The organism is Streptomyces sp. NPDC054786 (assembly GCF_053611685.1).
Map to the genome: position 1 here is coordinate 56,995 of NZ_JBSHAW010000032.1, position 14,022 is coordinate 71,016.

At 74.7% G+C, this 14,022-nt stretch carries 10 protein-coding genes, 1 pseudogene and 1 riboswitch; of the genes and pseudogenes, 3 read left to right on the plus strand and 8 right to left on the minus strand.

From position 1 onward, the window contains the following. The 8 genes and pseudogenes from ACWGI6_RS25860 to ACWGI6_RS25895 all read right to left on the minus strand — a co-directional run bounded on the left by ACWGI6_RS25860 (position 1) and on the right by ACWGI6_RS25895 (position 9,012). Positions 1-909: a sirohydrochlorin chelatase gene (locus ACWGI6_RS25860; protein ID WP_453269760.1), complete on the minus strand. Its 909-nt coding sequence runs from the start codon at positions 907-909 to the stop codon at positions 1-3. Positions 910-1,107: 198 nt separating this feature from the next. After that, positions 1,108-1,506, minus strand: a pseudogene (locus ACWGI6_RS25865) (cobalamin biosynthesis protein); the annotation flags it as partial. Then, positions 1,503-2,180, minus strand: a complete 678-nt coding sequence (locus tag ACWGI6_RS25870; RefSeq protein ID WP_453269718.1) for a VOC family protein — start codon at positions 2,178-2,180, stop codon at positions 1,503-1,505. The pseudogene ACWGI6_RS25865 and the gene ACWGI6_RS25870, both read right to left, overlap by 4 nt. Next, positions 2,177-3,586, minus strand: coding sequence for a cobyrinate a,c-diamide synthase (locus ACWGI6_RS25875; protein WP_453269719.1), 1,410 nt, complete (start codon positions 3,584-3,586; stop codon positions 2,177-2,179). The genes ACWGI6_RS25870 and ACWGI6_RS25875 overlap by 4 nt, the downstream gene beginning before the upstream one ends. A gap of 16 nt (positions 3,587-3,602) precedes the next feature. Then, positions 3,603-4,199 carry a cob(I)yrinic acid a,c-diamide adenosyltransferase gene (gene cobO, locus ACWGI6_RS25880; RefSeq protein WP_453269720.1) on the minus strand — a complete coding sequence of 199 codons (597 nt, stop codon included), beginning with the start codon at positions 4,197-4,199 and terminating at the stop codon, positions 3,603-3,605. Next, positions 4,199-6,328: a putative cobaltochelatase gene (locus tag ACWGI6_RS25885; RefSeq protein WP_453269721.1), complete on the minus strand. Its 2,130-nt coding sequence runs from the start codon at positions 6,326-6,328 to the stop codon at positions 4,199-4,201. The genes cobO and ACWGI6_RS25885 overlap by 1 nt, the downstream gene beginning before the upstream one ends. Before the next feature lie 70 nt (positions 6,329-6,398). Then, the gene (locus ACWGI6_RS25890) at positions 6,399-7,940 is read right to left on the minus strand and encodes a cobyric acid synthase (protein ID WP_453269722.1); all 1,542 of its coding nucleotides are present in this window, start codon (positions 7,938-7,940) and stop codon (positions 6,399-6,401) included. Positions 7,941-7,950: 10 nt separating this feature from the next. Beyond that, positions 7,951-9,012, minus strand: coding sequence for a cobalamin biosynthesis protein (locus ACWGI6_RS25895; protein WP_453269723.1), 1,062 nt, complete (start codon positions 9,010-9,012; stop codon positions 7,951-7,953). Positions 9,013-9,144: 132 nt separating this feature from the next. Next, a riboswitch (cobalamin riboswitch) is annotated at positions 9,145-9,295 on the minus strand. Between the two features lie 204 nt (positions 9,296-9,499). On the opposite strand from ACWGI6_RS25895, the gene ACWGI6_RS25900 reads away from it, so the two are divergent. Genes ACWGI6_RS25900 through ACWGI6_RS25910 form a run of 3 tightly spaced genes read left to right on the plus strand, consistent with a single transcriptional unit; the run spans position 9,500 to position 13,979 of the window. Further along, the gene (locus ACWGI6_RS25900) at positions 9,500-9,943 is read left to right on the plus strand and encodes a hypothetical protein (RefSeq protein ID WP_453269724.1); all 444 of its coding nucleotides are present in this window, start codon (positions 9,500-9,502) and stop codon (positions 9,941-9,943) included. A 5-nt stretch (positions 9,944-9,948) separates the two neighbouring features. Next, the gene (locus ACWGI6_RS25905; RefSeq protein WP_453269725.1) at positions 9,949-12,582 is read left to right on the plus strand and encodes a caspase family protein; all 2,634 of its coding nucleotides are present in this window, start codon (positions 9,949-9,951) and stop codon (positions 12,580-12,582) included. Continuing rightward, a complete protein-coding gene (locus tag ACWGI6_RS25910) occupies positions 12,579-13,979 on the plus strand; it encodes an extracellular solute-binding protein (RefSeq protein ID WP_453269726.1) in 1,401 nt (466 codons plus the stop codon). Before ACWGI6_RS25905 ends, ACWGI6_RS25910 begins: the two co-directional genes overlap by 4 nt. Positions 13,980-14,022 lie beyond the last annotated feature (43 nt).

Consider the following 14,022-nt stretch of genomic DNA (forward strand, 5'->3'; position numbering starts at 1 on the left):
TCACCGCTCCCCGGCGTCCGTGGCCGGGAGAGCGGTCCGCCCCGCCGCGCCGTCCGTCTCCCGGGCGTCCTCCGCCGCCGCCCGGCAGCCGCACGACGCGTCGCTCAGCAACGCATCACCCGCCACCGTCGCGCGGTAGCGCTCCATGACGACCTCGGCCACCTCGGCCTCCGGGCCGATCACCTCCGCGCCGATCACCTCCGTGCCGGGGTGGGCCGCGGCCCAGCCCTCGGCCTGCATATGCAGTCGCTCCAACAGGCCGCCGGGGAAGAAGAAGTAGGGCAGGACCACGATCCGGCCCGGCCGGCGGGCCGTCGCCGCTGCCGCCAGTGCCCGGCACCGGTCCAGGCCCGTCGGCACATCGGGCGCCGCCTGCGAGACGAACGCGGTCTCCACGCCCGCGAAGCCGCGACCCTCCCACAGCAGCCGCGCGGCCCGTGCCACCTCGGCGTTGGCGTACGGATCGGCCGCGCCGCGCCCCACCAGCAGCACCGTGGTGCGGGCCCGGTCCTCGGGCCTGCGGGCGCCGCCGCCCAGCGCCTCGTCCAGCCGTCGTTCCAGCACTTCGAGGACCTTGGGATGGGGCCCCAGCTCGGCGCCGCAGGCGTAGCCGAGCCCCGGGTGGCGCTCCGCCGCCCGTTCCAGCGCCGAGGGCAGCGCCTCCGGCACCGGCCCGGTCGGGGCCAGCAGCAGCGGTATCACGGCGAGCCGGGTCGCGCCCCGCTCGACGAGCCCGTCGACGGCGTCGCCGAGCGGCAGGGGAGCGGCCGGATGGCCGAAGAACCCGCCGGCGACGGGCACGTGGGGATGGCGCTCGCCGAGCACACGCACCAGCGCGCGCAGAGCCTCGGCCCCGCCTTCGTCACGGGTGCCGTGACCGGCGATGAGCAGTGCGGGAGGAGTGGTCACTGGATCTCCTTGGTACCGGGGGTTGCGCTGTCGGGCGCCGGGTCGCCGACGACCGCCGTCCGCCGATCCGGGCCACGGCGGGGCGGGTTGGGGAAGGTCATTGACGATAACCGCCCCGGCGGAGGGCACGGCGGCCGCTCCCTCCCTACCAGCGGTAAAGGCACCGCTGTCCGTTACTGCCGGCCTGGCGAGCGCACAGGTCGCCCGGGCCGGCGGCGGTGACTTCCGCTTGCCGACGGCCAACGTGGCACCCGGCCCAGCGGCCAGCAGCGCGGCCGCCTCGGCCACGCTCGGCGTTCCGGCGGCGGCCGCCGCGGCCGCGGACGGCGCCGGTACCCGTACCGCCGCCAGGGCCGCCGCCGGGAACGACCGCAACGGCACCCCCAGCTCTCGCGCCGCCCCGGACAGCCCCGGCTCGGCAGCCTTGGCCGCCACCGTCGCCAGCGCGACGACCTGCCGGGCCGCGTACCCCGCTGCCGTACAGGTGGCCGTGATCAGCTCCAGCACCTCGGACACCGGGACGCCACGGCGCGCCCCCACGCCGGCGACCAGCGGCACGGCCGGCGCACCGGCCTCGCCGGCCGCCCGGCCCCTCATACCGCGACGGCTCCCCGGCCGAAGGCGACCGGTCCGTGCCGGCCCGCCAGGACAGCGGTGAGCCCGGCGGGCCCGGCCGTGAGCGGCTCCCCCGGCCACCGGACGCCGAGCGCCGCCAGTTCGGCGCGGGCCGCCCCGGGGTCGGGGTACGAAGCGGTGAGTGAGACCAGCGGCAGCTCCGGGAGCCCGCCGCCGGACGGGTGCGGGGTCTTGCCCCAGTCGAGCAGGAACGGGGCCGGGCCCGTGCCCGTCCCCGGCGGGGTCAGCTGCCAGGCGAGGCGGCCGCCGTCCGGGGTGCGCCGGGACATGGCGAACGGGGTGCCGGGGTCGTAGCCGCGCGCCCGCGCCGCCGCGACCCGGCCGGCGATGCCGGTGACCCGGACCGCCCAGGTGACCAGCCGCGGCCCGGTCAGCGCATCGATGCCGAACCACCGCGGCCCGTCCGGGGCGGGCTGCTCCGGATCGGGCCCGACGATCTCGAAGTACGCCCCGTCGCCCAGCCCCAGCAGATGGTTGCGGGTGCCCCGGCCCGGGTGGCTGCCGCCTGGCACCGGCCGTACGCCGGTCAGTTCGGCGACCTCGGCGACCGTGCGGTCCAGATCGGGTGTGGCGTAGACGAGATGGTCGAGGACGGCCGGGGCCGCCGGATCCTGGCTGCCGCTCCCGTGCGTCACCGGGCGGCGCTCCCGGCCGGAGCGCTCCGCGCCGCGCTCGCCACCAGACGCCCGGCCAGCGACGGTTCGGCGGCCCAGTGCACATGCAGATACGAGGCGTGCACCCCGCCGGACACAAAGCCCTCCACCCGCCGCTCGGGGTGCGTCAGCCCCCACGCCGGGTCCGCGCCCGCGCCCGGTTCCAGCACCGTGCGGTGGAACTCATGGCCGCGCACCCGGGTCCCGGCCGCCGCCAGCGCGTTGTCCCGCAGCGCCACCGCCTCGCGGTAGCCGAGGGTGAGCCGTTCGGTCATCCGGGCCTCGGCGGGCAGCACCCCGCACATCGGCTTCCCGTCCAGCGACCGGGAGAGGTAGAGCAGCCCGGCGCATTCGGCCGAGACCGGTGCCCCGGACGCGGCCAGCGCTGCCACCGCCGCGCGCAGCGGCGCGTTCGCCGACAGATCCGGCGCATACATCTCCGGGAAGCCGCCGCCGATCACCAGACCCTGGGCGCCGGGCGGCAGTTGCTCGTCCCGCAGCGGGTCGAAGGGGGCCACCTCGGCGCCCGCCGCGGTCAGCAGCTCGGCGTGCTCGGCGTACGAAAAGGTGAACGCGGCGCCGCCCGCGACGGCGATCAGCGGCTTGTCCGAGGGGGTGGCCCCGGCGGTGGTCCCCGCGGCCGGCGCCGCCTCCGCCGCCGGATCCCAGGGCGCGTCCGGCAGCTCGGGCACCGTACGCGCCAGCGCCAGCAGCGCCGGCAGATCGCAGCCCGCGCGGACCCGCGCGGCCAGCTCGCTCACCGACTCCACCGCCTCGGCCCGCCGTTCGGCGACCGGCACCAGCCCCAGATGACGCGACGGCGTACCGGCCCGCCCGTCACGGCGCAGCGCGCCCAGCACCGGCACCCCGGAGGAGTCCATCGCCTCGCGCAGCAGCTCCTCGTGACGGTCCGAGCCGACCTTGTTGAGGATCACCCCGGCGAGCCGTACCTCCGGGTCCCAGGAGGCGAAGCCGTGCACCAGCGCGGCCACCGACCGGGACTGCGAGGACGCGTCCACCACCAGCACCACCGGCGCCCGCAGCAGCTTGGCCACGTGCGCCGTCGAGGACAGTTCGCCCATCCCGGACGCCCCGTCGAACAGTCCCATCACGCCCTCGACGAGCGCGAGATCGGCGCCGGCCGCGCCGTGCAGGAACAGCGGCGCGATCCGGTCGGGCCCGCACAGATAGGCGTCCAGATTGCGGCCGGGACGGCCGGTGGCCAGCGAGTGATAGCCCGGATCGATGTAGTCGGGTCCCACCTTGTGCGGCGACACCACGAGCCCGGACTCGGCGAACGCCGCCATCAGTCCGGTGGCCACCGTCGTCTTCCCCGCGCCCGAGGACGGTGCGGCGATCACCAGCCGGGGGATCGAACCGCCGCTCATCCCGCGCTCACCGCCGTCACCATTCGATGCCCCGCTGGCCCTTCTGGCCCTCGTCCATCGGGTGCTTGACCTTGGTCATGTCCGTCACCAGATCGGCGAACTCCAGCAGCGGTTCGGGGGCGCCCCGCCCGGTGATGACGACATGCTGTGTACCGGGGCGGTCGCGCAGCGCCGACACCACCTCCTCGGTGTCGATCCAGCCCCACTTCAGCGGGTACGCGAACTCGTCCAGCACCAGCAGCTTGTACGTCTCCGCGGCCAGGTCCCGCTTGACCTGCTCCCAGCCCTCGCGCGCCGCGTCCTCACTGGAGGCGATGTCGCGCTGCACCCAGGACCAGCCCTCGCCCATCTTGTGCCAGGCGACGGTGCCGCCCTCGCCGGAGTCACCGAGCACCTTCAGCGCCCGCTCCTCGCCGACCTTCCACTTCGCGGACTTCACGAACTGGAACACCCCGACCGGCCAGCCCTGGTTCCAGGCGCGCAGCGCCAGCCCGAAGGCGGCGGTGGACTTGCCCTTGCCCTGGCCGGTGTGGACGAACACCAGCGGGCGGTTGCGGCGCTGGCGGGTGGTGAGCCCGTCGTTCGGTACGACGGACGGCTGTCCCTGCGGCATTACGCGGCCTTCCTGTTGCCTTGCACGGTCCGTACGAGCGCGGAGACGCTGTCCGCGCGCAGCTCGTCGAGGGTGATGGCGGTGCCCTGCAGCTCACGGGCCAGCTCGCCCGCGAGACCCAGCCGCACCGGACCCGCCTCGCAGTCCACGACCACCGAGGCGGTGCCCTCACCCGCCAGCAGCCGGGCCGCGCGGGTGGCCCGTACGACGGGCTCCGGGCCGCCGGTCGCCCGTCCGTCGGTGACGACCACCAGCAGCGGCCGCCGCGAGGCATCCCGCATCCGCTCCACCCGCAGCACCTCATGGGCCCTCAGCAGCCCCTCCGACAGCGGCGTACGGCCGCCCGTCGGCAGCTGCTCCAGCCGCGCCGCGCCCGCCTCGACCGAGGACGTCGGGGGCAGCGCCAGCTCGGCGCCGGTGCCACGGAAGGTGATCATGCCGATCTTGTCGCGCCGCTGATAGGCGTCCAGCAGCAGCGAGAGCACCGCGCCCTTGACCGCGCTCATCCGCTTCCGCGCCGCCATCGACCCGGACGCGTCCACGACGAACAGGACCAGATTGCCCTCCCGCCCCTCGCGTACCGCCTCGCGCAGATCGTCCCGGCGCACCACCAGACCCCGCCCGTGGCGGCCGCGCGCCCGCTGGTGCGGAGCCGCGGCCTGCACCGTCGCCGCCAGATGCAGCTTGCCCAGGGTGCCGTGCGGGCGCCGCGCCCCGGTCGTCCGGCCGTGTGCGGTCCGCGCCCGCGACCGGCGGCCGTCCGCGCCCTCGCCCAGGCCCGGCACATCCAGCCGCCGGGTACGGAACGGCTCGGTGGCGCCGACCGCGGCCTTCTCGCCGCCCGCGGCAGGGGTGCCCTCCTGGGCCTGCTCCGGGGCCGCGGGCTGTTCCCGGGGCTGCTCGGGGGCCTCGGGAGCCGGGGGCGCCTCCCCCTCCTGCTGGTGCGGGAGTTCGGGGCTCTGCGTCAGGGGCGGCTCCTGCGGCCCGCCGTCCGCGCCGTCCTGCGGTGGCTGTCCGCCGCCGTCCGGCCCGCCCCCGTCGGGGCCGCCGTCCGGCCCGTCCGGGTCCGGATCGTCCTCGCCGTCCGTGCCCTCGTCCGCCCCGCCGAACTCCTCCAGCGTCTGGTCGAGCTTGTCCTCGTCCAGGCCGGGCGCGTCGAAGGGATTACGGCGCCGGCGGTGCGGCAGCGCCAGCAGCGCCGCCTGACGTACGTCCTCCTCCAGGACAGCGGTCCGCCCCGCCCACGCGGCCAGCGCCGTGGCGGTGCGCGCCATCACGATGTCCGCGCGCATTCCGTCCACCTCGAACGCCGCGCAGGTCGCCGCGATCTGCCGCAGCGGCGCATCGCCCAGCGTCACGTCCGGCAGCAACTCCCGTGCCGCGGTGATGCGGTGGCGCAGCTCGTCCTCCTCGGCCGCCCAGCGTGCCGCGAAGCCGGCCGGGTCGGCGTCGTACGCCAGCCGGCGCCGGACCACCGCCACCCGCTGGTCGGGCTCGCGTGAGGCGGCGACCTCGACCGTGAGTCCGAAGCGGTCCAGCAGCTGCGGCCGCAGCTCGCCCTCCTCGGGGTTCATGGTGCCGACGAGCAGGAAGCGGGCCGCATGCCGCACGGACACGCCCTCGCGCTCCACGTACGAGGCGCCCATGGCGGCCGCGTCCAGCAGCAGGTCCACCAGGTGGTCGTGGAGGAGGTTGACCTCGTCGACGTAGAGGATGCCGCGGTGCGCATCCGCCAGCAGGCCCGGCTCGAAGGCCTTCACGCCCTCCGACAGCGCCCGCTCGATGTCCAGCGCGCCGACGAGCCGGTCCTCCGAGGCGCCGACGGGCAGTTCGACCATCCGCGTCGGGCGGTCCTCGACGGCACCCGCCTCGTGCGGCCCGTCCGGGCAGCCGGGGTCGGGCGCGTCCGGGGCACAGGCGAAGCGGCAGCCGCTGATCACGTCCACGTGCGGCATCAGCGCCGACAGCGCACGCACGGCGGTGCTCTTGGCGGTGCCCTTCTCCCCGCGGACCAGCACACCGCCCACTGCGGGGCTCACCGCGTTCAGCAGCAGCGCCAGCCGCAGATCGTCCATCCCGACCACCGCGGTGAAGGGGTACTGCTGGGTCGTGTTGTGAGCGGTTGTCATGCTGTGTCGTCCTCCACGTCGTCGGCCGGCCGGATCTTCTGCGTCTGTCGCGGTCCTCCACTGCGTACCCTCATGGCGCCCCCGGAGGCACGAACGGCAGCCCTTCCGGTACGCCCTCCTCGATCAGCCGCAGCAGGGCGCCGGTGTCCGCGTGCTCCTCGATCAGATCGCCCAGCCGGTCCAGCTGCTCCTCGCGCAGGGTGGCGAAGCTGGTGCCGGGGGCCGGTACGAAGGCCCGGCCCGCGTCCACCGCGACCCGCCGCAGGAAGGCCCGCCGGAAGCCGTCGCTCTCCAGCGAGCCGTGCCAGTGCGTGCCCCATACGGAGCCGGTTCGGCACCCGTCCAGGAACTCCTCGTCCCCGCCGGTCACTTCGGCGACCCCGTGGTGGATCTCGTAGCCCGCCACCGGCTCGCCCAGCGCCTCGCCGACCGGCCGCGCCAGGGTCTTCTCCGCCGCGAACCGCACGCGTACGGGCAGCAGCCCCAGCCCGTCGACCGCGCCCGCCTTCGACTCGACGTCGTCCTCGATGCGCTCGCCCAGCATCTGGAAGCCGCCGCAGATGCCCAGCACCGGGCGGCCCTCGGCGGCCCGCCGGGCGACCGCGTCCGCCAGCCCGCGCTCGCGCAGCCACTGCAGCGCCCGGACCGTGCCGCGGGTCCCCGGCAGCACCACCAGGTCCGCATCGGCCAGCTCCTCGGCCCGGTCCACGAACCGCACCACCACGCCCGGCTCCGCGGCGAGCGCGTCCACGTCCGTGAAGTTCGACATCAGCGGCACGGCGGCGACCGCCACCCGCAGCACCTGGGCGCCGTGCGGCGGCGCCACCACGCTCTCGCGCACCGCACCGCGCAGGGACACCCGCAGACCGTCCTCCTCGTCGATGCCCAGACCGTGCGAGAAGGGCAGTACGCCCAGCGTCTGCCGCCCGGTGAGACCGCGCAGCATCTCCAACCCCGGCTCCAGCAGCGTGACATCGCCCCGGAACTTGTTGACGAGATACCCCGCGACCAGCGCCTGGTCCTCCTTGGACAGCAGCGCGGTGGTGCCGAAGAAGGAGGCGAACACCCCGCCGCGGTCGATGTCGCCGACCACCACCACCGGGATCCGGGCGGCCCGCGCAAGGCCCATGTTCACGATGTCGGTCCGCCGCAGATTGATCTCGGCGGGGCTGCCGGCGCCCTCGCAGATCACCGCGTCGTGGGTACGCCGCAGCTCCTGGAGGCAGTCGGTGACCGTGCCGAGCAACTGCTCCTGGCGCCCCGCGTGGTAGCCCCGGGCGCTGAGCTCGCCCACCGGCTTCCCCAGCAGCACCACCTGGCTGCTGCGGTCGCTGCCGGGCTTGAGCAGTACGGGGTTCATCAGCGCGGTCGGCTCCACCCGCGCCGCGGCGGCCTGCATCGCCTGGGCCCGTCCGATCTCAGCGCCCTCGCGCGTGACGAACGAATTCAGCGACATGTTCTGCGCCTTGAACGGCGCCACCCGCACGCCCTGGCGGGCCAGCCAGCGGCAGATGCCCGCCGTCACCACGCTCTTGCCGGCGTCGGACGTCGTACCGGCCACCAACAGGCCACCGCCGACGGCTCCACCGGATGCCTTCAACCGCCCGTTCACCGGGTCCTCCTCATGCGCCGGGACCCCGGCTGTCGTGAGCCGTACGCGCCACCGCACGTGCGGCCCTGCGCGTCACTGCGCCTGCGGCCGGGCGGGTGGGGCGCAACAGGGCCCGCCGTAGCGCGCCGGCCGCCGGCCGCGCCGCCACCGTCGTCACCAGCGCCAGCACGCTCACCCGGCGCGAGAGCCGCACGGCCCGGTCGATGTCGGGCACCGCGACCGGCGGCGCCCCGTCGTTGAGCACCGGACGGTGTTCCACCCGCCCGCCGTACGCCAGCGTGCCGCCCAGCCGGACACCCAGCGCGCCCGCGAACGAGGCCTCCACGGGGCCCGCGTTGGGGCTCGGGTGCGCGCCGCCGTCCGCCCGCCAGGCCCGCAGCGCACCGCGCCGGTCGGGGCCCGCGAGCACGGTGAGCGCGGCGGTCAGCCGGGAGCCGGGCCAGCCGGCGAGGTCGTCGAGCCGGGCCGAGGCCCAGCCGAAGCGGCGGTGGCGCGGCGACTTGTGCCCCACCATCGCGTCCAGGGTGTTCACCGCCCGGAACGCCACCAGGCCGGGCACCCCGCCCAGCGCGCCCCAGACCAGGGCGCCCACCACGGCATCCGAGGTGTTCTCGGCGACCGACTCCACCACCGCGCGGGCCATCTGGGGCCCGTCCAGCGCCTGTGGATCGCGCCCGCACAGATGCGGCAGCCGCTCCCGCGCCACGTCCAGGTCGCCCGCCGTCAGCGCACCGCCGACGGCGCGGGCCTCGCGGCCGAGCGAGGTGCCGCCCAGCACGGCCCAGACCGTCGCCGCGGTCAGCGCGATCCGGGCTCCGCCGCGCAGCGGAGCCGGGGCGGCGGCCCGTACCGCGCGCTGCAGCAGCGCGGCACCGGCGGCGGCACCGCCCGCACACAGCACGGCGTGAGCCGCCCCGTATCCGCGGTGATCGCGCCACAGTCGGCGCTCGACGGCGCCCGCGGCCCGGCCGAAGGCGGCCACCGGATGGCCGCGCCGCGGGTCCGCCGCGATCAGGTCACCGAGGAAGCCGAGGGCCGCGCCGCACGCATATCCCGCGTGTTCGCCGCGCATCGGATCAGACCGCCGCCCTGGCGTGCCGAAGGGGCCCTGCGGCAGCGGGCAGTGGAGATCTCGAAGGGCGGCCGGGCATGGCGGTATGTCCTCACTCAGGGTCCGCGCCCTGGCTCGACGTGACGGCGACAAGAGTCTCCTGGCTCCCGGATCGGCGAGTCCTCCGGCCTTCCAGTCCCTGCGTACGTCATCGGACGTACGCGAGGCGGACCGTGGCCTTCGCTGGAGGAACGCTCCCCGGTGACAGTGGCGGGACCGCGCCGGATTCTCACCGGACTTCCTCATCTGTCGCCGAATGGCTCCGGCAGTCCACCACGCCCCGCGAATGCCCGTCAACTCACCCTTGACCTGCGACGCTGCCCTGTGGCACGCCCTGTGGTGCACGCCACAGCGTGGCAGTCGTGTCACAGACGGTTGCCTGCGCCCCTGATCTCACGTCACTATCTGGTGCACGGCGGCGATGGGGCCGCCGGAAGGGGGCCGGGGGATGACGCAGCGCGCTGACCGCCACGAGATCCGCATCAGGATCACGGGCACGAACAATCCTGAACAGGACATCGAGGACCTCAAGGCGTGGCTGGAGCGCGAGCCGTGGCTGGACCGGCGCCGGCACGACTGGGAGCTGCGGCCACGGCCGGCGGACGAGAGCGACGACGGCCCCCGCGACATGGCCCTCGGTGTCGACGATCTGATCCTGGTCATCGTCGGCGCCGTCGCCGCCGAAGTCACCAAAAGTCTCAGCATCGCCCTGCAGGAGTGGCTGCGACGGCGCCGGGAGGAACGCGACACCGGCGAACGGCCCGCCGTCGCGGTCGGGGGCGGCGACGGGGACCTGCACGCGCTCGGCGACGCGGGGCCGGGCGCCGTGGCCCCCGAACGCCCCGATCCCGGCAGCCCGGCGGACGAGAGCGGCAGCACCGCAGGGGACTGAGCCGGATGTCCGAATACGACGCACGGGGCAAGGTCAACCGGGCGCTGCTGATCTGTGTCGACGACTACCGCACGCTGCGCCCGCTGCCCGCGGTGAAGGACAACGCCCGGAAACTGGAGCAGGCCCTGCTCGCCCCCGGCACCGATCTGTTCACCAAGGGCGAGGTCATCACCTGCCGGCCCCAGGAGCCCTGGGAGGTGGAACAGGCGCTGGACGCGGTCACCCAGGAGGCGCGCGGCCTGCTGCTGGTGTACTTCTCCGGCCACGGCCGGGTGGGCCGCGACGGCGGCAATCTGCAACTCATGGTCGGCGCCTCGGAACGGCGCCACAAGACCGTCTCCTGGCAGGACACGGTGCTGTCCTATGTGGACAACGCGCGGGCCGACCGGATCGTGGTCGTCCTGGAGTGCTGTTACGCCGGCAACGCGAGCGAAGCCTTCTACGCCTGCCGCAAACCCACCTCGCTGCTGATGGCCGCGCAGCCCAACCGCCGTATCTTCAGCGGCGAGGAACCCACCGGAGGCAGCGTCTTCAACCGTGCCCTGGTGCAGATCCTGGAACGGGGCATCCCCGGCAAGCGGTTCGTCACCTTCGAAGACCTCGTCCGGGAACTGCGCGAACAACTGGCCGGTGAGCTGACCCCGATGGGCGACGTCTGGGAGCCGCGCTCGGCGAAGCAGAACACCGTCGACGACGTCGTCCTGTCCTTCGCCACCCCCGAGACCCGCCCCCCGACCCCGCTGCGGATCCGCTTACGCCGCTGGCTGAAGTCGTACTTCCGGCACTGGTTCAGATTTCTGCTGATCCTGGCGATCATCTTCGTACCGGCCACCACGGGCGTCGTCCTGCTCAATCTCCCGAACGGCGAAGCGCCCTGCCCGCCCGCCCTCGAACTGCGGCTGCTCACCGCCCCCGAGGCCGAACCCGCGCTGCGCCAGGCGGCCTTCGACTACGAGATGTCCGAGGCCAACACCCGGCCCCTCAGCGGCGAGGGCGACCTCCCCGACGGCTGCCGGCGCGCCCAGATCACCGTCTACTCCGCCGCCAAGGACCAGGTCGACCAGGGCTTCGCGGCCGCCGACCGCTGGCAGGGCGAGGCCCGCGGCACCGGCAAGGACCGTCCGGGCGACCAGGGCATCGACCCACTCCACCGGCCCGGACCACAGCCCGACATCTGGATCCCGGAATCCACCGCCGACTACTACGAGGCCCGCCGCGGTATGCCCGCCACGGGATCCCCGGCGACCCTGCACTACTCCGCCCCGGTCGCCTACACCCCCCTGGTCGTCGGCATCCCGGCGCGCCGTCGGCTGGACGACGTCGAACCGGCCGCCGCCACCTGGCAGGAGCTGCTCACCGGAACCGACAGCACCCACCACGACCTCAAACTCCTGCGGCCGAGCCCCGTGCTGTCCGGCACCGGTCTGCTGCACACCATCGGCCTCTACCTCGCCCACGACGGCTCGGGCACCGCCGCGCCGGGCGCGCCCGACCTCACCCTGGCCCGGCACGCCGAGGAGCGGCTCTCCGCCCCGGGCAGCCAGTACGCGGGCAGCACCGAACTGCTGTGCTCGCTGCGCCCCGACACGGACGCCGCCGGCTCCGTCGACCGTACGAAGTCCGCGCCCCTGGTGTCGGAGAAGTCCCTCGCCGACTACAACCTCGGCCGCGCCATCGGCAGTTGCCCGGCCCTGGACTCCCCGCTCCCGCTGCGCAACCGGTACGTCGCCTACTACCCGGAGAACGTCCCCGCGCTCGACCACCCCCTGGTCCGCGTCGACTGGCACGGCGCCACGGACGCCACCCCACGGCAGGCCGCCGTGGCGCGCTTTGCGCAGTGGCTGCGTGCCCCGGACGGCGGCGGGCGCACCCTGACCGCGCAGGGCTACCGCGGGGTGCCGGACGGCGGCCCGGGGCGGGACTCACCCCTGCTCGACAGCCACGCGGACGTCAGTCCGCTCGCCTCCACGGTCCCCTTCACCGCCGCCCCGGACCAGGTGTCCCGGGTCCTGGACGGCTACGACAAGGCACAGCGCTCCAGCCAGGTGCTGATCCTCATGGACACCTCCACCTCCATGGCCGAGAGCGGCAAGCTCCCGGTCGCCCTGAGCGCGGCCGCCCGCGCCATGGAGCTGGCCGGCGCACGGCATACCTACGGCCTGTGGACCTTCCCGGACCGCGCACACCCCCAGGACCGTGCCGCGGTACGTGAACTCGTCCCGCTAGGCAGCGCCGACCCCGCCCCGGGCAAGGCCGCGCTGGGCCGGATCGCGGGCAGCCCGAACGGCGAACTGGTCGACCACGGTGCCGCCATGGAGGAGGCACTGACCCGTGCCGTGCGGAAGATGAAGACCTCCTCGGCCACCAACAAGGCCATCGTGCTCATCCTCGATCAGGACGACGGCGCGGGTCCCGGGCGGGCGGCGAGCGTGGAACGCACCCTGAGCGCACTGGTCAAGGAGGGACCCCATGTGCCCATCCTGGCGCTGGTGATGGGCAAATCGGGGTGTGACACCTTCGCCCTCCAGCAACTGGCCGGCGCCTCCCGGGGCCAGTGCGTGCCCAGCGGCCCGCAGGCCGTCGACACGCTGGCCGGGCGGATCGCCTCCATCGGCACGGCCACGAAGGGGGACCGATGACCGCCCCGCGCCCCAGGGCGGCCGCCGCGCTGGTCTGTCTGGCCCTGCTGCCGGCGGTGGGCAGCTGTACGCCGCAGGAGCAGACCCTCCCGGAGCGGGGCGCGATCGTCCTTGCCACCGGCAGCGACCTCAGCAGCTCCGGCATCCGCCAGGATCTGATCCACGCCTGGGAGAAGGAGCACGGCCGCACGGTCCGGATCGTCAGACTCCCGGACACCGCCGACGGCCAGCGCAGCCAGCTGCTGGCGGCGGGCCAGTCCGGCAACGGCGGCTATGACGTGCTCAACCTCGATGTCGCCTGGACCGCGGAGTTCGCCGAGGCGGGCGTGATCCGTCCCTGGGCCACCCGTCTGGACGGCGACTTCCTCGACAGCGTGGCCAAGACGGTGGAGTACGACGGCAAGGTGTGGGGGGTGCCCTTCAACACCGATGCCGGGCTGCTCTATTACCGCAAGGATCTCCTCAAGGAGTACCACCATGCCGTCCCGTCCGACTGGGACGAGTTGAAGAAGACGGCGCAGGAGGTGGCGAGCGCCTACAACCGCAAGGCCGCCGAGGGCACCGGGAGCCACCGGACGAAGCCGCCGACGATGTACGGCATGGTCGCCCAGCTGCGGCCCTACGAAGGGCTGACGGTCAACACCCTGGAGTCGGCCTGGGCCAACGGCGGCGACCCCGACGCCACCAGCTTCACCAAGGGCGAGCAGATCGGTGCGCTCCAGCAGGGCGTCACCGACCTCAAGAGCCGGCTCGACTCGATCATGCCGCACGAGGCCACCACGATGGACGAGACGGAGAGCCGCCGCTGGTTCGCCGACGGCCGCGCCCTGTTCATGCGCAACTGGCCGGTCGAGTACGCCTCGGTCGCCGAGAAGCTCACGCCCGGCGAGCAGTTCGACGTCACCCAGCTGCCGGCCCGCCGCAGCGACGGCAAACGGATGTCCGTACTGGGCGGGCAGAACCTCGCGATCTCGGCCGGCAGCAAGCGCCCGGCCGGGGCCCGGTCCCTGATCGAGGCGCTGACCGGCCCGGGCAGTGAACGCTGTCTGCTGGAGCGGGGGTTCGCGGCGACCCGCGACTCGGCGTACCGGGAGACGGCCGAGGCGCCGCGCTGCCCGCTGCCGCCCGCCGACGCGGAGCGCGGTGAGCACGGCGCCGCGGGGCAGCCGGAGCCGCGGCCCGACACCCGCACCCTGCACGAGGCGCTGCTGGCGGCCGAACCGCGCCCGCGCAGCGCCCACTACCAGACCTTCAGCAAGGTCGTACAGCTCGGGGTGTCCGCCTTCCTCAACGGCCGCGGCGGCACGGCCATCGCCGACCGGCTGGCCCGGGAGGCCGATGACGCGCTCGGCGGGCGGGGCGTCTCACCGACGAGGGGCCCGGCGGACGACGGCTGATGCCGTGGTCCGCGGGGCCCCTCGTCCTGCCCGTTGCCGCTGC

Excerpts from the sequence above, each read along its gene's own strand:
- ACWGI6_RS25910 (WP_453269726.1), top strand. The coding sequence starts at position 12,579 with ATGACCGCCCCGCGCCCCAGGGCGGCCGCCGCGCTGGTCTGTCTGGCC.
- ACWGI6_RS25875 (WP_453269719.1), bottom strand. The coding sequence starts at position 3,586 with ATGAGCGGCGGTTCGATCCCCCGGCTGGTGATCGCCGCACCGTCCTCG.
- ACWGI6_RS25905 (WP_453269725.1), top strand. The coding sequence starts at position 9,949 with ATGTCCGAATACGACGCACGGGGCAAGGTCAACCGGGCGCTGCTGATC.
- cobO (WP_453269720.1), bottom strand. The coding sequence starts at position 4,199 with ATGCCGCAGGGACAGCCGTCCGTCGTACCGAACGACGGGCTCACCACC.
- ACWGI6_RS25895 (WP_453269723.1), bottom strand. The coding sequence starts at position 9,012 with ATGCGCGGCGAACACGCGGGATATGCGTGCGGCGCGGCCCTCGGCTTC.
- ACWGI6_RS25885 (WP_453269721.1), bottom strand. The coding sequence starts at position 6,328 with ATGACAACCGCTCACAACACGACCCAGCAGTACCCCTTCACCGCGGTG.
- ACWGI6_RS25900 (WP_453269724.1), top strand. The coding sequence starts at position 9,500 with ATGACGCAGCGCGCTGACCGCCACGAGATCCGCATCAGGATCACGGGC.